Annotated in this window: 14 protein-coding genes; 3 read left to right on the top strand and 11 right to left on the bottom strand. The window is 68.8% G+C overall.

The window, feature by feature from the left end:
• Nucleotides 1-27: 27 nt before the first annotated feature.
• From CSC65_RS07135 to CSC65_RS07165, 7 genes are all read right to left on the bottom strand, one after another.
• Nucleotides 28-1,371: an MFS transporter gene (locus CSC65_RS07135; RefSeq protein ID WP_162409859.1), complete on the bottom strand. Its 1,344-nt coding sequence runs from the start codon at nt 1,369-1,371 to the stop codon at nt 28-30.
• Between the two features lie 62 nt (nt 1,372-1,433).
• Complete coding sequence (locus CSC65_RS07140; protein WP_162409860.1) at nt 1,434-2,933, bottom strand: CoA-acylating methylmalonate-semialdehyde dehydrogenase; 1,500 nt, start codon at nt 2,931-2,933, stop codon at nt 1,434-1,436.
• A gap of 20 nt (nt 2,934-2,953) precedes the next feature.
• Entirely contained in the window at nt 2,954-3,763 is an 810-nt protein-coding gene (gene iolB / locus CSC65_RS07145; RefSeq protein WP_162409861.1) for a 5-deoxy-glucuronate isomerase, read from the bottom strand.
• Nucleotides 3,760-4,650: a myo-inosose-2 dehydratase gene (gene iolE, locus CSC65_RS07150; RefSeq protein WP_162409862.1), complete on the bottom strand. Its 891-nt coding sequence runs from the start codon at nt 4,648-4,650 to the stop codon at nt 3,760-3,762. Before iolE ends, iolB begins: the two co-directional genes overlap by 4 nt.
• The gene (iolD, locus tag CSC65_RS07155; RefSeq protein ID WP_162409863.1) at nt 4,647-6,491 is read right to left on the bottom strand and encodes a 3D-(3,5/4)-trihydroxycyclohexane-1,2-dione acylhydrolase (decyclizing); all 1,845 of its coding nucleotides are present in this window, start codon (nt 6,489-6,491) and stop codon (nt 4,647-4,649) included. The genes iolE and iolD overlap by 4 nt, the downstream gene beginning before the upstream one ends.
• Nucleotides 6,488-8,413 (bottom strand): bifunctional 5-dehydro-2-deoxygluconokinase/5-dehydro-2-deoxyphosphogluconate aldolase, encoded by a 1,926-nt coding sequence (locus CSC65_RS07160; RefSeq protein WP_162409864.1) that lies wholly within the window; start codon nt 8,411-8,413, stop codon nt 6,488-6,490. The genes iolD and CSC65_RS07160 overlap by 4 nt, the downstream gene beginning before the upstream one ends.
• An 87-nt stretch (nt 8,414-8,500) precedes the next feature.
• Complete coding sequence (locus tag CSC65_RS07165; RefSeq protein WP_162409865.1) at nt 8,501-9,379, bottom strand: MurR/RpiR family transcriptional regulator; 879 nt, start codon at nt 9,377-9,379, stop codon at nt 8,501-8,503.
• Between the two features lie 132 nt (nt 9,380-9,511).
• On the opposite strand from CSC65_RS07165, the gene iolG (CSC65_RS07170) reads away from it, so the two are divergent.
• Together iolG (CSC65_RS07170) and iolG (CSC65_RS07175) are read left to right on the top strand one after the other, a co-directional pair.
• Nucleotides 9,512-10,498 (top strand): inositol 2-dehydrogenase, encoded by a 987-nt coding sequence (gene iolG / locus CSC65_RS07170; RefSeq protein ID WP_202922842.1) that lies wholly within the window; start codon nt 9,512-9,514, stop codon nt 10,496-10,498.
• A 10-nt stretch (nt 10,499-10,508) separates the two neighbouring features.
• A complete protein-coding gene (iolG, locus tag CSC65_RS07175; RefSeq protein WP_162409866.1) occupies nt 10,509-11,486 on the top strand; it encodes an inositol 2-dehydrogenase in 978 nt (325 codons plus the stop codon).
• Between the two features lie 73 nt (nt 11,487-11,559).
• Here iolG (CSC65_RS07175) and CSC65_RS07180 read toward each other — a convergent pair whose 3' ends face one another.
• Together CSC65_RS07180 and CSC65_RS07185 are read right to left on the bottom strand one after the other, a co-directional pair.
• Nucleotides 11,560-12,834 (bottom strand): histidine-type phosphatase, encoded by a 1,275-nt coding sequence (locus CSC65_RS07180; protein ID WP_162409867.1) that lies wholly within the window; start codon nt 12,832-12,834, stop codon nt 11,560-11,562.
• Between the two features lie 77 nt (nt 12,835-12,911).
• A complete protein-coding gene (locus tag CSC65_RS07185; protein ID WP_162409868.1) occupies nt 12,912-15,488 on the bottom strand; it encodes a TonB-dependent receptor in 2,577 nt (858 codons plus the stop codon).
• Between the two features lie 185 nt (nt 15,489-15,673).
• Here CSC65_RS07185 and CSC65_RS07190 point away from each other — a divergent pair, with 185 nt between their 5' ends.
• A complete protein-coding gene (locus CSC65_RS07190) occupies nt 15,674-17,758 on the top strand; it encodes a phytase (protein WP_162409869.1) in 2,085 nt (694 codons plus the stop codon).
• A 229-nt stretch (nt 17,759-17,987) separates the two neighbouring features.
• On the opposite strand, the gene CSC65_RS07195 is transcribed toward CSC65_RS07190, so the two are convergent.
• Complete coding sequence (locus tag CSC65_RS07195) at nt 17,988-22,787, bottom strand: Calx-beta domain-containing protein (protein ID WP_425501320.1); 4,800 nt, start codon at nt 22,785-22,787, stop codon at nt 17,988-17,990.
• The coding region (locus CSC65_RS16185; RefSeq protein ID WP_274379390.1) for a Calx-beta domain-containing protein at nt 22,766-23,339 on the bottom strand (574 nt) is incomplete at its 5' end. The genes CSC65_RS16185 and CSC65_RS07195, both read right to left, overlap by 22 nt.

Genomic DNA, 23,339 nt, shown 5'->3' on the forward strand with positions numbered 1-23,339 from the left:
TCGATCGCTGTTCAGCCGCGCTACGGATCAGTCGCGCAAGCGGGTACGCCACAGGCTGGCCGCCAGCAGCATGGAAACCACCGAGGATCCGATCCAGAACCAGATCACCGGGCCGAAATCATAGGTGCGCACACCGTCGACCACTTGCATGCCGCGCTCGATCAGGCTGCCCGATACCTGTTCCTGCACCGCTGCACCGATGTAGCTGAAGATGCCGATCACGCCCATCGCCGCGCCGGCCACGCGCTTGGGCGCGATGTCCACCGCGAACAAACCGCCCAGCGAGGTCACCAGGCCGGTCAGGCCCATGCCGAACAGCAGCATCGACAAGATCAGCATCGGCATGGTGTTGGGGCCGAAGAAGAACAGGCACAGCCCGGCCAGCTCGAGCACGCCGAACAGCAGGTTGGCCGGCGGACGACGCGCCCCGAACCACTTGTCGGAGATGAAGCCGAACGCGAGCGCACCGGCGATGCCGGCCAGGGTGCTGGTCATCAGCAGCGTGCCGGCCGCCGGCAGCGAGAAGCCGCGCGCTTCCTGCAGGTACAGGATTCCCCACGAGTTGATCGCGTAGCGGGTCACGTAGGTGGTGGCGCTGGCCAGGCACAGCACCCAGATCGCCGGGATTTTCAGGATCGACAGCTGCAGCGCGAGTACCGACTTCATGCCCGGCTTGTTGCCCTGGTCGTAGCGGTCCTGCTTCCAGTCGTTGACGTTGGGCAGGCCCAGCGTGCCGGGACGGTCCTGGATCAGCAGGTAGCAACCCAGCGCGGTGAACAGGCCGATCAGGCCCGGGCCCCAGAAGCCCCAGCGCCAGCCCAGCATGCTCACCGCCAGGCCCACCACCAGGAAGGTCAGGCCCTCGCCGATCGAATGCGCTGTGCTCCAGACACCATAGGCGCGGCCGCGCTCGCGATTGGAGAACCAGTGGGTCATCGCCACCACCCCGCCCGGCGCGCCGAAGCTCTGGAACCAGCCGTTGAGCCCCCACAGCACCACCGCCAGCCACAGCGTGGTCGCAAACCCCATCGCCAGGTTGCACAACGCCGTCATCAGGAAGGCGAAGGCCAGGAAGCGCTTCATGTTGGCGTGGTCGGCCAAAAAGCCGTTGGTCAGCTTGCCGATCGCGTAGGTGTAGAACAGCGCCGAACCGATCAGCCCCAGGTCGGCCGGCGAGAACACGCCGGCATCGATCAGCGGCTTCTTGACCACGCCCAGCGCCAGACGGCAGGTGTAGATCAGGCCGTAACCCAGGGTGATGGCGAGCATCACCCGGAACCGGTGCTTTCGGAACAGCTCGCCGATCCGGCCGCTGTCGTCGATCGGCGCACGATCGGCGCCGGTGGCGAAGAATCTCAGGAATCCCGTCACGCTCCCCTCCCAGGAATGCATGGCGACGTGCGCGGCCCGCGCACAGGGCCAAGCCGGGTCAGTCAGCGCATGGTCGGTATCACGAAACTCTGGTCGGCCACCGCGCCGCCGCGCGGCCAGCGCTGGGTCACGGTCTTGGTGCGGGTGAAGAAACGCACGCCGTCCTGGCCGTACTGGTTCAGGTCGCCAAAGCCCGAGCGCTTCCAGCCGCCGAAGCTGTGGTACGCCACCGGCACCGGGATCGGCACGTTGATGCCGACCATGCCGACCTCGACCTGCTCGGCGAACTCGCGCGCCGCGTCACCATTGCGGGTGAAGATCGCCACGCCGTTGCCGTACTGGTGCTGGCTGGGCAGCGCCAACGCCTGCTCGAAGCTGTCGGCACGCACGATCTGCAACACCGGGCCGAAGATCTCCTCGCGCCAGGTGGCCATCGAGTCGGTCACCCGGTCGAACAGGCTGGGCCCGAGGAAGAAGCCATCCTCGTGGCCGGGCAGGCTGAAGCCGCGCCCGTCGATAACGAGTTCCGCGCCTTCGTCCACGCCCATCTGGATGTACTGCTTGATGCGCGCGCGATGCGCGGCGGTCACCACCGGCCCGAACTGCGCCTGCGGATCGCTGGACACGCCCACGCGCAGTCCCGGGATCTGCGCGACCAGCTTCTCACGCAGCGCCTGCGCGGTCGCCTCGCCCACCGGCACCACCACCGGCAGCGCCATGCAGCGCTCGCCCGCCGAACCGTAGGCAGCGCCGAGGATGTCGGCCACGGCCTGGTCCAGGTCGGCATCGGGCAGAACGATGCCGTGGTTCTTCGCGCCGCCCATGCACTGCACGCGCTTGCCGTGCTGCGCGCCCAGCGCATACACCGACTGGGCGATGTCGGAAGACCCGACAAAACTCACCGCGCGGATCTGCGGATGCTTGAGGATCGCCTCGACCACGTCCTTGTCGCCGTGCACGACATTGAGCACGCCCTCGGGCAGGCCGGCCTCGATCATCAACTCGGCCAGCCGCACCGGCACCGACGGATCGCGTTCGGACGGCTTGAGGATGAAGGCGTTGCCGCAGGCGATGGCCGGCCCGAACATCCACATCGGGATCATCGCCGGGAAGTTGAACGGGGTGATGCCGGCGACCACGCCCAGCGGCTGCCGCATCGAATACACGTCGATACCCGGACCGGCGCCCTGGGTGTACTCGCCCTTGAGCAGGTGCGGGATGCCGCAGGCGAATTCGATCACCTCCAGCCCGCGCTGGATGTCTCCACGCGAATCACTGTGGACCTTGCCGTGCTCGCTGGACAGCAGCGCCGCCAGCTCGTCCATGTGCACCTCGAGCAGGCGCTTGAACTCGAACATCACCCGCGCGCGGCGCTGCGGATTGACCTTGGCCCAGTCGCGCTGGGCGATCACCGCGCTCTGCACGGCGCGATCCAGTTCGGCCGCGCTGGCCAAGGCCACGTGCGCCTGCACCTGGCCGCTGTTGGGGTCGAACACATCGCTGTGCCGGCCGGAGGTGCCGGGGACGCGGCGTCCGTCGATGAAATGGTCGATGCTGCGCATATCGTGCCTGCCTTGCGGGTTCAGCCCTTGCGCACGATCCACTCGTGCGACGGGTCGTTGCGGAAGATCCAGCGGCGCTCGGGCCCCGCCATCACGTTGAGGTAGTACAGGTCGTAGCCGTGCGGGGCGCCGACCGGATGGTAGCCGCGCGGCACCATCACCACATCGCCGTCCTCGACCGCCACGGCCTGGTCGATCGAGCGGTCGTCGGTATACACGCGCTGGAACGCGAAGCCCTGCGGCGGCTGCAGCCGGTGGTAGTAGGTTTCCTCCAGCAGCGTTTCCTCGCCGGCGGTGGCGGTGTCGTGCTTGTGCGGCGGATAGCTGGACCAGTGGCCGCCGGGCGTGATCACCTCCACCACCAGCAGGCTCTGCGCCGGCTCGCCCTCGGGCAGGATGTTGCGCACGTAGCGGGTGTTGGTGCCGCCGCCGCGCGTTTCACGCGACATGCGCGCCGCGTCGATCACGCGGACTTCGCCATCACCCGTTCCGGGCGCGGTGCATACCGCCAATTCGACGGGTCCGCGCGCGGTGACCGTGTAGGCGACACCGGCGGGCACGTAGACCGCGCCCGGTGCGCGATCCTCGAACGGCGAGGCGCGCCCACCCAGTCCGTCGAAGCGACTGTCGCCGGCGATGATGTCGGCGCTACCGGCTACCAGCACCAGGCAGGCTTCCCTGCCCGGCTCGCCGCCGGAATACGACTGCCCATCGTCCAGCTTCACCACGCGGAAGCCGACATGGTCCCACCCTGCGCTGGCGGGCGTGACCGCCAGCACCGTGCCGTCGGCATCCGGCGCATGCGGGCGCACGCGCAGCGAGGCGTTCATTGCAGGCCCGCCTTCGACGCCTCATCGCGCAGCGTGCGCAGGCCGAGCTCGGCAAAGGTCCGCGGATCGGCCAGCGCCGGATCCTGCTCGGCCTCGATCACGATCCAGCCCGAATAATTGATGCGCTTGAGCTCGGCCATCACCTGCGCGTAATCCAGCCCGCCATCGCCGGGCACGGTGAACATGCCGGCCAGCACGCCATCCAGGAAGCTGGCGCGGTCCTGCACGACCTTGTCGAAGGTCGCGCCGCGCACGTCCTTGCAATGCACATGCGCCACGCGGCCAGGATGCTCGCGGATGACCTTCAGCGCGTCGATGCCGCCGAGCGCGGCATGGCCGGTATCCACGGTCAGGCCGACCGACGGACCGGTGTGGGCGATGAAGGCATCCAGGTCTTCGCCACGCTCGACCACCGTGCCCAGGTGGTGGTGGTAGGCGAACTTGATTCCGTGGGATTGCACGTAGTCGGCGACCTGGGTCAGGCGCCGGCCGAATTCCGCCCACGCCGCGGCCGGCAGCCGCGGCGTGTCGGACAGCGCGACGCCGCGATTGCCATGCACCGCGTTGCTGGTCTCGGCGAACACGAACACGGTGCTGCCCAGCGCCTTGAGCAGGGCCAGGTGGTCCTGCATCGCGGCGATCTCGGCCTGCGCGTCCTGCACCAGCAGCGAACCGCTGTACCAGCCGCCGATCAGGTCCAGCTTGTAGCGGGCGAGCAGCGCATTGAGGGTGGCCGGATCGCGCGGAAACTTCCCGCCCAGTTCCACGCCCTCGAAGCCCACCTCCTGGATGTCGCGCAAGATGTCTTCCAGCGGTGTGTCGCCGCCCAGCTCGGGCATGTCATCGTTGGCCCATGCAATGGGGCTGACACCAAAACGTATGCTCATGACAGGTCCCGTTTCATGCGCGCACCGGCCTCGTAGGCACGGCGCGCATCGTTGACTTCCGGCCGTGCGGAGACTTCCGGCACGGCCACATCCCACCACCAGCCGCCGGCTTCGGTGGTCTTGCGCGGGTCGGTATCGATGACCACCACGGAGGTGCGGTCCGCCGCGCACGCACGCGCCAGTGCCGCGCGCAGTTCACCGAGGGTCGCCACGTGCTCGGCATCCGCTCCCAGGCTGCGCGCGTGCGCGGCGAAGTCGATCTGCGGCAGCGTCTCGTGCGCGCTGTCGGCCAGCAGGTTGTTGAAGCCCGCCCCGCCCGTGGCGTGCTGCAGGCGGTTGATGCAGCCGAAGCCACGGTTGTCCAGCACCACCACGACCAGGTTGAGGCCGAGCATCACCGAGGTGCTCAGCTCCGAATTCATCATCAGGTAGCTGCCGTCGCCGACCATGACCACGACCTGGCGGTCGGGCTGGGCCAGCTTCACGCCCAGCGCGCCGGCGATCTCGTAACCCATGCACGAATAGCCGTATTCCAGGTGGTAGCCGCCGGGGCGATTGCAGCGCCACAGCTTGTGCAGTTCGCCCGGCAGGCCGCCGGCGGCGCACACCACTACCGCGTCATCATCCACGCTCGCCTGCACCGCGCCGATCACCTGCGCGTCGCTGGGCAGGCGCATGTCGGTCGCGCCGGCGGTGGCCGCCTGCACGTCGGTGTTCCAGCGCGACAGCGCGCCGGTATCGGCATCCTGCACGTCCTGCGCCACGCGCCAGCCGGTCAGCCGTGCGCGCAGCGCGGCGATCACGACGCGCGCATCGCCCACCACCGGCATGGCGCCGTGCTTGTGCGCATCGAAGGGTTGCAGGTTGACCTGGAACAGGCGCGCGTCCGGGAACAGGCTGCGCGAGCCGGTGGTGAAATCCTGCAGGCGGGTGCCCAGGCCGACCACCAGATCGGCCGCCTGCGCGGCGTTGTTGGCGGCGCTGGAACCGGTGACGCCGATCGAACCCAGGTTGCGCGGATTATCCCAGGGCAGGCCGCCCTTGCCGGCCTGGGTCTCTGCAACCGGCAGGCCGGTGGCATCGGCCAGCGCGGCCAACTCGCCCTCGGCCAGGCTGTAGAGCACGCCGCCGCCAGCGACCAGCAGCGGCCGCTTCGCGGCGCGGATGGCAGCGGCCAGCGCGTCGAGTTCGTCCGCATCCGGCGGCGGGCGCCGCGTAGGCCAGAAGCGCGGCTCGAAGAACTCCACCGGATAGTCGAACGCTTCGGCCTGCACGTCCTGGCAGAACGCCAGGGTGGCCGGACCGCACGCCGCCGGATCGCGCAGCACCGCCATCGCCTTGGGCAACGCATCCAGGATCTGTTCGGGCCGCATGATGCGGTCGAAGTAGCGCGATACCGGGCGAAAGCAATCGTTGGTCGTAACGGTACCGTCGACGAAGCTTTCCACCTGCTGCAGCACCGGGTCCGGGCGCCGGCTGGCGTAGACGTCGCCCGGCAGGAACAGCACCGGCAAACGGTTGACGTGTGCCACTGCCGCGGCGGTCACCATGTTGGTGGCGCCCGGCCCGATCGAGCTGGTGCACACCATCGCCCGTTGCCGGCGCATCTGCTTGGCATAGGCCACCGCCGCATGCGCCATGCCCTGCTCGTTGTGCGCGCGCAGGGTGGGCAGCACATCGCGGTGCGCGTAAAGCGCCTCGCCGAGGCCTGCGACATTGCCGTGGCCGAATATCGCCCAGGCGCCGGCGAAGTACGGCACGCGCACGCCGTCCACCTCCACCTGCTGGACGGCCAGCCAGCGCACGGTCGCCTGCGCGGCGGTGAGTCGGATCATGTTCATGCCGTCAACGAGGCTCCCTGGTTCGCCTTGGCCGCACCCCAGGCATCGACCAGCACGCTGAAGCGGCGCGCCAGGTCCTCGATCGCAGCCTCGTCGTCGATCTGTCCGCTCAACCAGCGCTCGGCCGAGTCGGCGAAAATCGTGCGTCCGACCGCGAAGCCCTTGACCACCGGCACCGATGCGGCCGCCTGGAACGATGCGATCAATTCATCCTCCGGCGCCGACAGGCCCAGCAGGACCACGCCGCGGCAGTGCGGGTCGTTGGCGGCGATCACCGCCTCGATATTGCGCCAGGCCGCTATGCTGTCGTTGGGCTCCAGCTTCCACCAGTCCGGTCGCATGCCCAGATCGTACAACCGCTGCATGGCGCGGGCGATGGTGCGATCGTCGATGTCGCCGTTGCGCGAGGCGATGATCTCCACCAGCAGTTCGTGCCCGGTCTTGCGCGTGGCGTCATGCAGCCGCGACAGCTGACGCTCCTGGCGCTCGCGCAGGTCGGCCGGGTCATCGGGGTGGTAGAACGCCAGGCACTTGACCACGTGGTTGGCTGGCCATGTCGACAGTTCGGTGGCCACGTCCGGGCTGCTCTCGAATTCCAGCGGGCACGATCCCGGCAGTTCGATCGGCCGGCCGATCCAGTACGGCTGGTCCGCTGCCGCCTCCAGTCCGCGCATGCCGAAGCGGCCGTCCAGCAGGAGTCCGAAACCCGGGGCGCCACCGGCCAGCCGGTCCACCGCCTTGAGCGCCAGCGCCTTGAAACGCGGGATCAGTGCCGGGTCGGCGCCAGTCTGCTCGCACAACGCCTCGAACTGACTGCGATGGTCCATCGCCAGCACGGTCAGGTGCGGCCACTGCCCGGTGCGGGTGGTGGCCCAGTGGGTCTGCTCCAGCGCCACGTCATCGCGCAACCGGTGCGGGTGCGTGCCTTCGAGGAACTGCTGCAGTTCGTCCCAGGTCGGCATCGCGGGCGAACAGCCATGCCGGGAGACGACGATCGCACCGCAGGCATTGGCGTAGCTGCACGCCGCTTCCAGTGGTTCATCGCGCAGCCAGCCACGCAGGAAGCCGGCCATGAACGCATCGCCGGCGCCGAGCACGTTGAATACTTCCACGCTGAAACCCTGGCCGACCACGCCCTGGTCGAGCCGGTCGGGCACCGCGCCGGGAAAGGCCACGCAGCCCAGCGGGCCGCGCTTGCACACGAGCAATGCGGCGCTGCGTTCGCGGATCGCGCGCAAGGCGGCCACGGTGTCGGTGGTGCCGCCGAGGATATGCACTTCCTCCTCGGTGCCCACGATCAGGTCGCACAACGGCAGCACGCGCTGCAGGCGCTCGGTGACCCCGGCGTCGGCGACGAAGCGGTTCTCGCCCATGTCCTTGCGGGTCAATCCCCACAGCACGGGCCGGTAATCGATGTCGAACACCACCCGTGCGCCGTTGGCCCGGGCGATCGTGCACGCGCGCAGGCAGGCGTCGAATACGTTGTCGCGCGACAGATGGGTGCCGTTGATCAGCACCGCGCCGGCGGATCCGATGAAGGCCTCATCCACGTCCGCCGCTTCCAGCGCCATGTCGGCGCAGTTCTCGCGGTAGAAGATCAGCGGGAAGGTCTCGGGGTCGCGGATGCCCAGGAACACCAGCGCGGTCAGCCGCGCCGGGTCTTCCAGCACGCCGCGGGTGCTGACGCCTTCACGTTGGAGCTGCTCGCGGATGAAGCGGCCGAAGTGGTCGGCACCGACCCGGGTCAGCAGGCCGCTGCGCAGGCCCAGGCGTGAAGCGCCCACCGCGGTGTTGGTCGGACTGCCGCCGATGTACTTGGCGAAGGAGGTCATGTCCTCCAGGCGCCCGCCGATCTGCTCGCCGTACAGGTCGATGCAGGACCGGCCGATCGTGATCAGTTCCAGTTGTCGCTCCGCCGCCATGCAGGCCGCCCCTTACCTGTGCGGGACGCCAATCGTCCCGACACATGTAACGTATATTCTATTTTCTAAATTTACGCAACATTCGTTTCATTTTTTACGGGTCTTTTTGCCGCCCCGGGCACCGGCGTCCGCACCGGTCGCGAACGCATACGAAATCACCAGCGCCTGGGCCAGGCACATCGAGGCCGACAGCGAGCGGAACTTGCGGATCTCCGCCTCGCGCACCTGCAGCACCTGCGTGGCCGGCTTGGCCACCGGACTGACCAGGCTGTCGCTGATCGACAGCACCTTGCAGCCGTGCGCCACCGCCGCATCCACCAGCTGCACGGTTTCCTCCGCATACGGGTGATAGCTGACCGCGACCAGCAGATCGCGCGGCGACAGCGCGTGCGCCTGCTGCACGGCCATGCCGCCGACGCCATCGATCAGTACCGTGCGCTTGTCGGCCTGGTGCAGCGAGTAGGCCAGGTAGGCGGCGACCGGGAAGGAGCGGCGGAAGCCGGCGATGAACACCGTCTCGGCCTGCACCAGCAGTTTCACCGCACGCGCCAGCTCGTCGCGGCCCACCACCTTGCCCAGGTTCTGCAGCGCCAGCGTGTTGCCTTCCACGAACTCGGCCAGGACCTGGCCCGGATCGCCGACCGCCTTGTTGTCCACGGCCTGGGTGAATTCGCGCACCCGCTCGCCATACCCCTGCTGCGCGCTGCCCAGCAGGCCGTCGACGAACAGTCGCTGCATCTGGGTGGCGCCGTCGAAGCCGAAGTGCTTGGCGAAGCGCACGATCGCCGACGGCTGCACGCCGGTGCGCTCGGCGAGCACGGCCACCGTCTCCAGCGCCACCGCGCTGGGTTCGTCCAGCACGTAACGCGCAATCTGCTTGAGCCGCTTGCTCAGCGTCTCGTACTGGTCGAGGATCGCCGCGCGCAGTTCCTCTGCGGTCGCCGGCGGGGTGCTGCGCTGGATCATGCGGCTGTTCCTTGCGGTGGGGGTCGCCCGGGGTTGGCGGGCGGACGCCCGGCCTTGGCCCATTCTAATTCTATTGCATTTAAAAACAGAACAAATATTCTATTCACGGCTTCAACTGCCGTGGAGGGCATTGTGGAACGAATCGATGTAGCGCTGATCGGCGCCGGGCGGATGGGCCAGGTCCATGGGACCAACGCGGCCAACAACCCGGCACTGCGCCTGAAATACGTGGTCGATCCCCGGCCCGAAGCGGCCGCCGCTATGGCCGCGCGCCACGGCGCGCAGGTCGCGCCCCTGCAGCAGGCCCTGGACGACCCGGCGATCGCCGGCGTGCTGGTCTGCAGTTCGACCGACCAGCACCTGGGCCACGCGCTGGCCGCCGTGCGCGCCGGCAAGGCGGTGTTCTGCGAGAAACCCATCGACCTGGACCTGGACAAGGTCCGCCGGGCCGAAGCGGAGTTCGCCGGCGCGCGCTTCCAACTGGGCTTCAACCGTCGTTTCGATCCGCACTTCCTCGCGCTCAGGCAGCGCCTGCTGGCCGGCGAGATCGGCGCGCTGGAGAGCCTGCACATCGTCAACCACGATCCGGCCGCCCCGCCGCCGGGCTTCATCCCCACCAGCGGCGGCCTGTTCAAGGATTTCACCATCCACGACCTGGACATGGCGCGCTGGCTGCTGGGCGAGGAGCCGTGCGAAGTGTTCGCCATGGCCAGCTGCCTGGTCGATCCGGAAATCGGCCGCCTCGGCGACGTCGACACCGCGCGCACCCTGCTGCGCACGGCCAGCGGCCGGCTGTGCGTGATCTCGAACACGCGGCGCAGCGGTTACGGTTACGACCAGCGGATCGAAGCCTATGGCTCCGGCGGCATGCTCGTCGCCGGCAACGTCCAGGCCGACACCGTCCTGACCCTGAGCGACGGCGGCACCGCGGGTGCACCGATCCAGCCTGATTTCCCGCGCCGCTATGGCGAGGCCTACCGGCTCCAGCTCGACCATTTCGCCAGCGTGCTGCGCGGCCAGGGCGCGCCGCAGGTCGGCTATGCCGATGGCATCGCCGCGCTGGTGCTGGCCGAAGCGTGCCAGCAATCCGTGCGCTCCGGCGCGCCCGTCTCCCTCTGAAGGAACCGCCATGCATGACATCGTCCTGGTCGGCGCCGGCCGCATCGGCCGCATCCACGCCCGCAACGCCGCATTGAACCCACGCCTGCGACTGGCCGGGATCGTCGATCCGATGGAAGGCGCCGCGCAGGCGCTGGCCGCGGAATGGAACACCACGGTCACCACACTGGACGACGCACTGGACGACCCCGCGGTGGCTGGCGTGGTCATCGCCAGCTCGACCGACACGCACCTGGAATACAGCCTGCGCGCCGCCGCCGCCGGCAAGGCCGTGTTCTGCGAGAAGCCCATCGACCAGGACCTGGCACGCGCGCGTTCGGCCGCTGCTGGACTGTCGGATGCGCGCCTGCTGCTGGCCTTCAACCGGCGCTTCGATCCGAACTTCCAGGCGCTCAAGGCGCGACTGGACAGCGGCGCGGTCGGACCGCTGGAAAGCCTGCAGATCACCTCCAACGATCCCTCGCCGCCACCGCCGTCCTACGTCGCCATTTCCGGCGGCCTGTTCAAGGACATGGCGATCCACGACTTCGACATGGCCCGCTGGCTGCTGGGCGAAGAACCGGTGGAAGTGTTCGCCAGCGGCAGCTGCCTGGTCGACCCGGAGATCGGCAAGCTCGGCGACGTGGACACCGCACGCACCCTGTTGCGCACCGCGTCGGGCAAGCTGTGCGTGATCTCCAACAGCCGCCGCTCGGGCTTCGGCTATGACCAGCGCATCGAGGCCTACGCCTCGGCCGGCATGGTCCGCGCCGACAACGTCACCGAGTCCACCGTGCAGGTGTGGGGCGAAGGCGGCGCGTCCGCGGACCGCTTCCAGAACTTCTTCCTCGACCGCTACGCCGAAGCCTATCGGCGCGAGATGGACCACTTCGCCGACATCCTCGACGGTGCCCCTCCTTCAGTCGGCTACGCCGACGGCGTGGCCGCACTGGCGCTGGCCGAGGCGGCGGCCGAATCGGCACGCAGCGGCAAGGTGGCCAGGCCCTGACCCGATCCGGTTGCGGTCGCACAGCGGAAGGCCCGGCAATGCCGGGCCTTTTCGTTCCTGCAGGACGATGTCGTCAGTGCGCCGGGCGCAACGGCGCAACCAGCCTGCCGCGGACCAGTTCACCGAACCGCGCCAGCGCGCAAGGCTCGGCGCAACCGGGAATCGGCAGGTACTCAAGCGCCGCCGGATTGGTGGCGTCGAGCGGCTGCAGTTCGCGCACCTGCGGCATCGTCTGGGATCGATAGAAGGCGCGTACGAAGCGCTCGCCGCCGGCATCGGCCAGCACCTCGAAGCCCAGTGCCCCGCCCGGCGGCGGATCGTCGCGCGGGTATCCGGGCACGCTCCAGTGCAGGTCGAGGAAACCGCCCAGGTCGGCGATGTTGGTGTCGTGACCGACCAGCACGGTCAGGCGCGGCCCCTGCTCCATCGCACCCAGCATGCGCGCGGCCAGCGGCGAGGCGGCTCGCGCGGCTACGTAGGGCGCGCGGCCCTCGTAATAGAACTTGATGGAGTGGAATTCCAGCAACTGCTCGATGTCGTCGCGATCCAGCCGGCCCCAGGCCACTTCATCCATGGGCTTGCCTTCCAGGTACTCGAGCAGGAAGGTCTGGCTGATCGTGGAAGCCAGACCGAAGGGATCGCCCACGTCCGGCCGGTCGTCTTCGTTGCGCACGATGCCTGGCTTCATCCGCGAGATGTCGCAGGCCGCACCCGGCGTGCAACCCAGCGCGCGATTGAGCAGCGCGAACAGCGGCGCGCGCGCGGCGAGCTCGGCCTCCATGCCGCCTGGCGGCGCCAACGCCTGCACCGCGCGGAAAGCCTCGTCCGGATCGATGGGCATGGCCCCCGCGTCGAGCGGATGGAATTCCACGTCCGCCTGCGGACTGGCGGGAAAGCGGATGTCGACGCTGCAATCGGGCCACATCCCGGCCACCAGCGCGCGTGCGGTGTCCTGGGTCCGCGACTTGGAACTGGCCGCCACCTCGATGTCGGTGGCCGATGGGCAGCCCTGGTCCGGCAGCAGGCCACGCCGGCGCCACTGGCTGATATCCCAGCGGCCGAGCAGCTTGACCGCATCGAAGCCGTGCGCAGTCAGTTCGCCATAGCCGACCGGCCAGCTCGGCCACGGCCTGTCGGCCACGCCATCGGGCGCGACCTTGGCCTTGGTCGGCGGGCGCACGCCGTGGCGCATCAGCATCACCACCCGTTCGAGCTCCAGCGCATCGACCGCAGGTCGCGCGACCTGCGTGGGCGCTGCAGGTACGCGGGCATCGTGGGTCGCACAGGCGGCCAGCAGCATGGTGGTGGAAACCACCAGCATCGCGCGCTTGAATCGTGTTCCACTCATCATCATCGCCTCCAGATAAAAGCGGCGGCCCGTGGGGGCCGCCGCAAGGCCTGGGTCAATGCCAGGCGGGGAGGTTCTCAAAACTTGTACTGCAGGCCCAGGCGGATGGTGGCGCCGTAGATCTCCTTCTCGCCCAGCCGGTCGCGGTAGCCCATGTAGGTACGCATGGCCGCATCGTTGAGGTTGCTGCCCTCGACGAACACGGTCAGGTCCTCGCCGAACGTGTACGCCACGCGCGCATCCCACTGGTCCAGCCTGTCCAGGTAGATGTCTTCCTCGGGAGCGCCGCCCACTTCCATCAGTTGCTCGGAGCGGTAGGTGTAGGCCAGTCGCGCGGAGAAACCGTACTTCTCGTAGGTGAGCTGCGCCGAGGCGACGCGGTCGGACTGGTCGATCAGCGGCAGCGTATCGTCGCGATCGGGGATGCCCGAAGCCTCCGAATCGGAGAACGTGATGTTGGCACCCACGCTCAGGCCATCGAACGGCGCCGGCAGGAAGCTCAGTTCGTACTGGGCATTGAGCTCCAGGCCCTTCAGCTTGGCCGAGTCGGCGTTGGTCCAGGTGCCGACCTCCGCATTGACCAGGTCCAGGCCGCCGAAGGATCCATCCTGGCCGGTGCTGGTGGACTCGAAGATCGGGTTCTTGATGTCCTTGTAGAACACCGCCGCCGACAACAGGCCCATGTTGCCGACGTAGTACTCCACGGACAGGTCGAAGTTGTTGGAGTACAGCGGGTCCAGGTCCGGGTTGCCCATCGACACCTGCGGCTCGGAGCTGTTGGCGTCCTCGATCTGCACGAAGGGCGCGAGCGACTCGTAGTTCGGCCGGCCGATCGCCCGGGTCGCCGCGGCGCGCACCACGAAGTTCTCGCTGGCGTCGAAGCGTACGTTCAGGCCCGGGAAGAAGTCGGTATAGCTGCGCGATCCGAAGCTGTTGAACGGATCGTCCAGCGCCGCGTCGTCCAGGTCGAAGGCGTAGGCCGCGTAATCACCCTGGGTGTGCTCCATGCGCACACCGGGAATCCAGGTGACGTCGCCGAAGCGCAGGCGTCCCATGACGTAGGCCGAGGTGATCTTCTCGGTGATGCGGTAATCGCCGGCCAGCGAGGCCGACAGCGTGCCTGCCTCGTCTTCCTCGAACTCGCCGGTGTTGGCGTTGAAATAGGCGTTGGCCGCCGGACCGTTGATCGTCGGCCCGAACCGGTAGCGCCCGTTCCAGATGCTTCCGATCGGGTTGCCGGCGACGTCGGACAGCATCAGGTCGCCGTCGTCGTACTCCCATGCTTCGCCGGTCTGGTCGTTGGTCTTGCGGCGGTCGATGTACTTGGCGCCGAACTGCAGGTCCGAGCCGTCGCCGACCTGGATCGGCATCATGTAGTCCACCCGCGCCTGGTACAGGTCCTCTACGGCGCGACGCGACTCGGGCTCGTAGAAGTCCGGCTCGTACAACGACGCGTCGTACGGATCCTCGCCCCACGGCACGACCAGGTACGGGTCGGGCACCAGGTTGTACTCGCCGCTGATGTCGTCCTGCTTGAAGCCCCATTCGTCGCGGTGCGGGTCGCGCTTGTTGGCGCGCGAGTAGGTCAGCTCGGTGCGCAGCTCGCTGTCGTCGAACTCGAACTTGCCGCCGATGGAGGACGTAAAGGTGCTGGTGTCTTCCTGGCGGGTGCGCAGCGCGCGCACGCCTTCGGCGTCGGTGAAGTTTCCTCCGTCCGGACCGAATGGAATGATGCCGTCCTCGTCGAACTCCACCGAGAACCGGTCGCGGGTCTCGGAGTCCTGGTACTTGGAGTACATCAGGCGCAGGAACAGGCTGGTGTCGTCGTTGGGCCGCCAGTCGAGGTTGGCGACCGCGCCGCTGCGCGTGCGGTTGGTGTTGTACTGGCGCAGGTCCAGGCCTTCGGGGACGATTTCGTCGTCGACCTCGATCCAGTCGCCGGTGTTCTGCACGTTCTGGGTGCCGATCTTGCGCTCGGAATAGTTCAGCGCAACCACCGCGCCGAACTGGTCGTCGGCGCCGAAGCGACCGCCGAACGAGCCGTCGAACTCGTACGGGTTGGAGCTATTGAGGTCGTTGTGGCCGTAGGCCCCGCGCAGGTTGCCGAAGTTGCCCTCGCGGTCGAACGCACTGAGCGTCTCGATGTTCACCGCACCGGCGATCGCGTTGGCATCCATGTCCGGGGTCAGCGTCTTGGACACGGTGACCGACCCGATCAGCGCGGACGGAATATCGTCCAGCTTGACCTGGCGCCCGTCCGGCTCCGGCGCCGGCGCGGTCTGTCCGTTCAACGACACATTGAGCAGGTCCGGCGACACGCCGCGGACCGTCAGGTAGCGGCCTTCGCCCTGGTCGTTCTGCGTGGTCACGCCGGGCAACCGGCGCACTGCCTCGGCCACGTTCTGGTCCGGCAGCCGGCCCACGTCGTCGGACCGGATGGCATCGACCTGCGCGTCCGCATACCGCTTGTCGTCGATCGCAGCGCGATCGGCGGCGCGTCGACCGGTCACCTGCACCGTGTCGAGCTGGGTGACATCGCCCTCTTTCGCCGGCGCGGCCGGCACCCCCGAATCCTGGGCCCCGACCGGGCCCGCCATCAATGCCAGGTTGCTCAAGATGAATGCCGTCAGCGCATTCCGCTGGATCTTACGCATCGTCTAGTCCCTCCCAAGGACAGCCGCCAACGGCCGGGGCGATACCGCCTGGTCCGAGGCTGCGGATCCACATTACGAACAAAAATTCCATTTTGCAACTGTTTTGGAATTTCTCTTGCAAATCGCGAAGACGGGCCTGTAAGGTGGCCCGACCGCAGCACCGTGATCCCCGGGGAGGAACAGAAATGAAATCCGTGCACGCCCTTACGCTCGCCATCGCGACCGCCTTGGCGCTTCCGACCGTCCTCGCCGGCTGCAAGGGCCGCGACCAGGCCGCCGCCGAAGCGACGCCCTCGGCGACCGTGGTGCCCGCCGCGATCCAGACCGAACCGACCACCAGCGGCCAGACCAATGCCGCCATCCTGGCCCGCGACGCGAGCGATCCGGCCCAGGCGCGCATCATCGCCACCGCCGCGCTGGGCGGCATGGAGAGCTACGGCGTGGACGGCAAGCGCGTGGCCACGACCGAGGCCGGCGAAGTGGCCGCGCTGGACATCGCCGCTGGCGTGCAACTGGGCGCCAACCGTGTCGCCGACGTGGTCGCCGCGATCGACTCGACCGGCAACTACCTCAGGCTTTTCTTCCAGTCAGGCGACGGCCTTGTGGAGGCGGGCGCGCGACCGCTGCCGCTGGGCTTCGCCGCCGAGGGCATCTGCCTGTACCAGCATCCGCTGGACCGCTCGCTGCACGCCTTCATCGTCGGCGACGGCGGCGAAGTGGACCAGCAGATCATCTTCGCCAACGAGGCCGGCAAGCTCGATACGCGGCAGGTGCGCCGCATCAGCCTGCCTTCGCCGCTCAAGCAGTGCGTCGTGGATGGGAACGGCCACGTGTTCGCGTCCGAGGAGACGGTCGGCATCTGGCGCTTCAACGCCGATCCCGAAGCCGACGTGTCGGCCACGCTGATCGACGCGCCGCGCCTGGGCCATATCCAGGAGGAAGTCTCCGGCCTGGCCGTGCATGACGGCGGCGAGGGCAGCCAGTGGCTGCTGGCGTCCGACGCGACCGCCGGCCGCATCAACATCTACGACCGCGCCCGCGATGGCGCCTACCTGGGCAGCTTCCAGGTATCGGCGCCGGGCAAGGACGGCGAGGCAGTGAAGGAACCGGGCCTGCTGTTCGTCGACAGCCGGCCGCTGGGCGACGCCTTCCCGGCCGGCGTCCTGCTGGTCAACGACGAGGATGGCGCCAACACCAAGCTGGTCTCGCTGCGCGACGTCGGCAAGGCGCTCGACCTCAATCCCGGCACCGCCGCAGCGCCGTCCAAGCCCCCGCAGGTCGTGGCGGTGACCGCGCGCGTGGAGAGCGTGCCGGCCAACAGCTTCGGCGACGCGGCCGACGATCCGGCGATCTGGGCGCACCCGACCGATCCCGCCCGAAGCCTGGTCGTGGCCACCGACAAGAAGGCCGGCCTGTACCTGTACGACATGCAGGGCCAGGTCGTGCAGTTCCTGCCCGATGGCAAGATGAACAACGGCGACCTGCGCGAGGGCTTCGACCTGGGTGGCCAACCCGTGGTCCTGGTGACCGCGAGCAACCGCACCGACAAGAGCATCGCCATCTACCGTCTCGACACCGAAAAGCGCCAGCTGGTCAATGTCGCCGATGGCGTGCAGCCGACCGGCATGGGCGATCCCTACGGCCTGTGCATGTACCGCAGCGCCAGCGATGGCGGCACCTACGTGTTCATCAACGGCGACGACACCGCGATGCGCCAGTGGCGCCTGGTCGCCAGCGATGATGGCAAGGTACGCGCCGAACACGTGCGCGACCTGGTCTTCGATTCGCAGACAGAAGGCTGCGTGGTCGACGATGCCACCGGCACGCTTTACGTCAACGAGGAAGACGTGGCGCTGTGGCGCATGTCGGCCGATCCGGCCGCAGGGGAAGCACGCACCGCGGTCGACCGCGTCGACGGCAACCCGGCGATCAAGGACGACCTGGAAGGCATCGGCATGTACGACCTGGGCGATGGCCGCGGCTATTTCGTGGTTTCCAGCCAGGGCAACGACACCTACGCGGTCTATCGCCGCGAAGGCAAGCAGGAATACCTGGGTTCGTTCGCCGTGGTCGCCGATCCGGCGCGCGGCATCGACGGGATCTCCGAGACCGATGGCCTGGAAGTCACCAGCCGCAACCTGGGCCCGGGCTTCGAGCACGGCGCGATGATCGCCCAGGACGGACGCAATGTGATGCCGGTGGAGAACCAGAACTACAAGTACGTCTCGTGGGAAGACATCGCCAAGGCCCTGGGCCTGGAGATGCGCTGAGTCCACCCCGGGCGTCGCCGGGCGCGATCCCGGTGACGCCCGCGCAGGACACGCGTTTTCCGCGAAGGCATCGAGGGCCAGTTCCGCCGCGCCCACCGCGCAGACTGATCCGCACCGGACGGCCCGGACACCTGCGCTGCCGCGCTGCGCCGACCTTGCGCGGCCGTGGTGACGCGCCGCCCGCGCGCGCCACGGACCTGCAGCGGCTTTCCCGATCCGCTTCCTGGAATCAGAACTGCTTCTGCAGGTTGACCGATACGTCCTGGTCGCGCCTGTCGTCGTCGCCGGAGCCGGTCGAGTACTCGAGCCGCATGCCCAAGCCACTGCTCCAGTCGAGCGTGACACCGGCGCCGAACACAAGCCGCCTGCGATCCAGGCGCGTGCTCTCCATCCGGTACGTGAGCCCTTCCGGAAGATCCGCGTAGCGCATGGCGGCCACCTGCGGATCGGTGAAGTCGTACTGGTACTCGGTGCGGAACTGCGGCGTCACCGTGCCCCACGACGTCGCCAGGCGGTAGTCGTAGCGGAAGCCGAGGTTGCCCGTGCTTGCATCGACGTCCATCGCGTCGAAATGCAGGGCGCGCGTCGCATGCCCGGATTCGCCGTAGGCGTTCAAGGTCGCGCTGGCGACATCGAAGCGCGCGTAAGGGGTGAGCTGCCCGTTGCCCGACGGCAGGTCCGCACCCAGGATCAGCGAACCGAACCACTGCCGGCCCTGGCGCGTCCCGGCCACCATTCCGCCATCGGCGAGCGCGCGGCGAAGATCGAAGGTCAACTGCTGGTAGCCGGCCAGGCCATCGATGAAGAGCCGGCCCGGGTGGTAGCTGGCATACCCGAGGTAGGAGGTGGCACGACCTGCCAGCGAGCTGCCCTGCTCGCCGATCTCGTTGTCGTCGCGGCCATAGCCCACGCCGGCGCCGATGGTGAACGCCGGAGCCAGGTCGATGTCGACGCCGAGGCTGACGCCGTCGGTCTCGAAGCTCACGCCTGATCCCCCGGAACCGTCGAAGCTGCCCGAGCGGATCTGCCCACCGATCCAGGCGCCGTAGGGCCGCGCCGGCTCTTCGCCGGAGGCCTGATCCGGCGCGGTCGCCTGGCCGGGATCCGCATCGGCCCGCTCGCAGCGCGGCTGGCCCTCGGGTTCGCCCGGGCGCGCCTGCTGTACGCATTCGCGCGACAGCGCGAAGCCCACCCGGTTGTCGAGCCGGCCCTGGCGACTGCCGCTGCCATGCAGGCTCTCCAGCCGGCCACGCACGTTGTCGCCCTGCACATCGGCGAAACGCCGCGTCGACTGCACCTGGGCATCGATGATTCCACGCACCGCCGGATCCAGCGCAGGGTCCGGACGCGGCTGCACCTGGAAGGTCACCGTGGCCACCGGCGAGACCGCGAATGCATTGGCCAGCGTGAACTGCACCCTGGCGCTGCCACCGAAGCCGGCGGCCGGGAGGAACTCCAGGAGGAATCGCGCCGCTGCGCCGCTGCCCGTCGCGTGGATCACCGCACGACCGGCGCTGGCCGGCGACAGCGCCACCAGCGTGGCCGCGGTGAATGGCCCGCCGCTCGCGCCTTCGGCCAGGTCCACCGTGGCCGGTGCATCGGCTGCGATCTCCAGCTCGCGTGACTGTGCCGCAGGCGCGGCGTTCACCGTGATCGTGGCGGTCGCGTCGTCGCAGTTGCCAGGATTGAGAACCTCGCAGAGGCGGTAGGCCAGCACCTGCGCCCCAGCCGTGGCGCTGGCGGCGACCTGGACCGCACCACTGACGGTATCCAGGGTGACGGCAGGATCGGACGTGGACACCAGCGCCAGCGACACGCCGGCCAGGGTCGCCGGCGCGGCATCGAGGGTGTCGTTGGCCAGGACGCTGGCAACGGCCACCGACGCCGTGCCGGCCAGCGCACTGCCCGCATCGTCGGCCGCATCGATCACCGCGGCACCCACGCTGACCGTCACCGTGGCATCGCGGCAATTGGAGGCGTACCGCGCTTCGCAGATGCGATAGCCCAGCGTGTAGGTGCCGGCGCCCGTCGCAGCCGCGACGTTGATCGCGCCGCTGCCCGCGTCGAGCGTGACATCGGGATCCGAAGTCGAGAGCTGCGCGAGCGTGACCGTGGCCAGCGTCGCCGGGCTCCCACCCACGGTGTCGTTGGCCAGTACGTCAGCGACCGCGATGCCACCCCTGGCGCCATTGGCCACCGCGCCGGCATCGTCCACCGCGTCGATCGCGGTCGTCGCTATCACCAGCGCATACGCTTGGCTGGCCGCGTAGGGACCACTGCCGGTGCTGCTGTCGGTCGCGGTGACGGTCACGTTGAACGTCCCGTCCGCCAGCGGCGTTCCGGCCAGCAGGCCGTCGGCCGTCAGCGTCAGTCCTGCCGGCAGTCCACCGGCCGTCACGGCATAGCTGTAGGGCGCGATGCCGCCGCCGGCGACAAGGGCCTGGCTGTAGGTGGCGCCTGCCGTGCCATCCACCAGCATCGCCGGACCCAGCGCGATCGCCGGTGCGTTGACGGTCAGCACGTATCCGTTGCTTTCGGTGAAGCCCAGGCTGTCCGTCGCCGTCACCGTCACTGCGAACGCGCCGCCGGCCGTCGGCGTGCCCGACAGCGCGCCATCGCTGGCCAGCGCCAGCCCCGGCGGCAATGCACCGGCGGTCACCGCATAGGCGTACGGGCCATTGCCGCCACTGGCGACGATCGCCTGGGTGTAGCCGCTGGCGACCGTCGCCGCCGGCAACGTCGCGGGGTCGAACCTGATCGTATCGAGGTTGCTGATCGTGCCCGTGGCGATTGCCGGCGAACCCACCGAGTAGCCGGTACCCGCGGCAAGTGCCAGGACGATCGTCTCGTCCGCCTCTACGGTCGCATCGGCAATCGGCGTCACCGTCACGGTCCCGGTGGCGCTGCCCGCGGGAATGATCACCGGGTTGCTCACGGCTGCGTAGTCCGCACCCGAGGTAGCCGTGCCTGCCACGCTGAAGTCCACTGCCGTCGCCGCAAGCGCCACCTGCGACAGCGTCACCGTGTACACGAGGGCGGACACGCCGTCCTCGGGCACCACGGCCGGAGACACGGCGATCGAAGCCAGCACGACGTCGTCATTGGCGATGGTTCCCGTCGCGCTGGCGGGAGCCGCGGTTGCGTAGCCCGTGCCCGGCACCAGGGCCAGCACGACGCTCTCGTCCGGCTCCACCTGCGTATCGGCCAGCGGGACCACCGTCACCGTGCCGGTCGCGCTGCCGGCGGGAATGATCACCGGGCTGCCGATGGCGGCGTAGTCGCTGCCCGCGCTTGCGGTTCCGCCCACGGTGAAGTCCACCGCCGTGGCCGCCGCCGCCGGCTGCGACAGCGTGACCGTGAATACCAGCCCCGCACCGCTGTCCTCCACCACGCTCGACGGTGCGACCGCGACCGTCGCGGTCGATACGTCGTCATTGCCGATCGTTCCGGTCGCACTGGCGGGTGCGCCGACCGCATAGCCCGTGCCCGCGACCAGGGTCAGAAGGACCGTCTCGTCCAGTTCAACGGTGGTGTCCGCAATCGGGACGACCGTGACCGTGCGGGTGGTGGCGCCGACCGGAATGACCACCGACGTTCCGACAGCGGTGTAGTCGGTCCCCGAGGTGGCCGTACCGGCCATCGTGAAGCGCACCGTCGTGGCCGCGAGCGCCGGCCTGGAGAGCGTCACCGTGTAGACCAGGCCGGTCGCACCGTCTTCCTGCACCGTGGCCGGTGCCAGCGCGAGGGTGGCGGTGCGGGTGTCGTCGTCGGTGATCGTGCCGACGCCCTGCGTATCGGCCAGCCGCGCATTTACAGGGTTGGAAAGATTGACTCGGAAGGTCTCGTTCGGCTCGGCCAGCGTGTCGCCCCTCACCGGAACGGAGATCGTGCCGGTGGTGGCACCCGCGGCAATGGTCACGGTGCCGCTCGTCGGCGTGTAGTCCGTGGTTCCACTCGCCGTCCCATTGGCGGTTGCGTAGTTGACGCTCACGTTCTGGCCGACCGCCGGACTCAGCGTCACCGTGAACACTGCGTTGGTGGTCCCGCTGTCGCCTTCGACGATGGACACATCGTTGATCACCAGCGCGGGCAGGTCGTCGTTGGTGATCGTGCCGGTCGCACTCGCCGGCACTCCCACGACATAGGTGCCGCCCGCTGCGAGCGTGACGACGACCGTCTCGTCCGCCTCGACCGTGGTATCGGCAGTCGGGTTGACGGTGATGGTGCGAGTGGTGGTGCCGGCCGGGATGACCAGCGGCGAGACGACCGCGGCGTAGTCGGAGCCCGAGGTGGCCGTGCCGCCGACGCTGAAGTTGACCGACGTGCTCACCGCCGCGGCCTGCGACAGGGTGACGGTGTAGATCAGGTTCGGCGCGCCGTTCTCCAGCACCGCGCCCGGCGCCACCGCAATGGTCGCCGTCGAGGTGTCGTCGTTGACGATGGTGCCCGTCGCGACGGTCGTTCCGCGTGTGTACCCGGCGCCGTTCTGCAAGGTGACGATGACGGTCTCGTTGGCTTCGATCGCGGTGTCGGCCGTGGGCGTCACGACGATCGTGCCGCTGGTGCTCCCCGCCGGAATGACCAGCGGTGAAGCTGGCGCGACGTAGTCCGTACCCGACGTTGCCGTACCGGTGACCGTGTAGACCAGCGAGACGGCGGTCGCCTTGGGCTGGCTCAGGGTGAAGGTGTAGACCAGGCTGGTCCCCGCGTCCTCGGCCATGCTGGCCGGCGCCACCGCCACGTTCACCACGGGGCTGTCGTCGTTGAGGATCGTGCCAGTGGCCGAGGCAGGCGAACCGACCGTGTAACCCGATCCCGTCGCCAGCGTGATGATGACGGTCTCGTGCGGCTCCAACGTGGAGTCGCCGGTCGGGTTGACCGTTACGTTCGCGCCGGTGCTGCCGGCCGGGATCGCAACCGACGCGCCGATGGCCGCGTAGTCGGTTCCCGCCGTCGCCGTGCCGCCGATGCTGAAATTGACTGTAAGCGCCGTCCCGTACGGCTGGCTCAGTGCGACCCGGTAGACCAGGTTGGGGTGCCGTTCTCCACCACGCTGGCGGGGCTGACCGAAATGGAAGCCGTCGGCACGGTGTCGTCGTCGATGATGGTTCCGATGCCGGCACCGTCCAGCACGACCAGCGGCTGGGCGTTCACCGGATCGTTGGTGATGCTGACCAGCACCGTTTCCTGCGGCTCGACCAGGGTGTCGCCGCGGACCGGCACGGAGAAGGTGGCGGTGGCCTGCCCGGCCGCCAGGGCGACCGATCCGGACATGGCGGTGTAATCGGTCACCGCCGTTGCGGTCCCGCCGGTGGCGGTGGTGTAGAGGAACCGGGCCGCGGTCGGATCGCCGGTGCGGGTGACGGTGAACACCATCGAGCGTGTGCCGGTGTTGCCTTCCACCACGCTGGCGTCCGATACCGCCACGGAGACCTGCGCAAGGGCGGTTGGCGACCACAGCGCCAGCAGCAACCCTGCGCACCGGTCCACCCTCCCGCCGGCACGCCCGGCCTGGGCTTGGCCCACGCGAAGCCACCACGGGCGCGCCTTCCGCTGCCCGGCCCCGCATTCCCCCAGATCC

The sequence above is a fragment of the Pseudoxanthomonas daejeonensis genome, from assembly GCF_010093205.1.
GTDB classification, from domain to species: domain Bacteria; phylum Pseudomonadota; class Gammaproteobacteria; order Xanthomonadales; family Xanthomonadaceae; genus Pseudoxanthomonas; species Pseudoxanthomonas daejeonensis.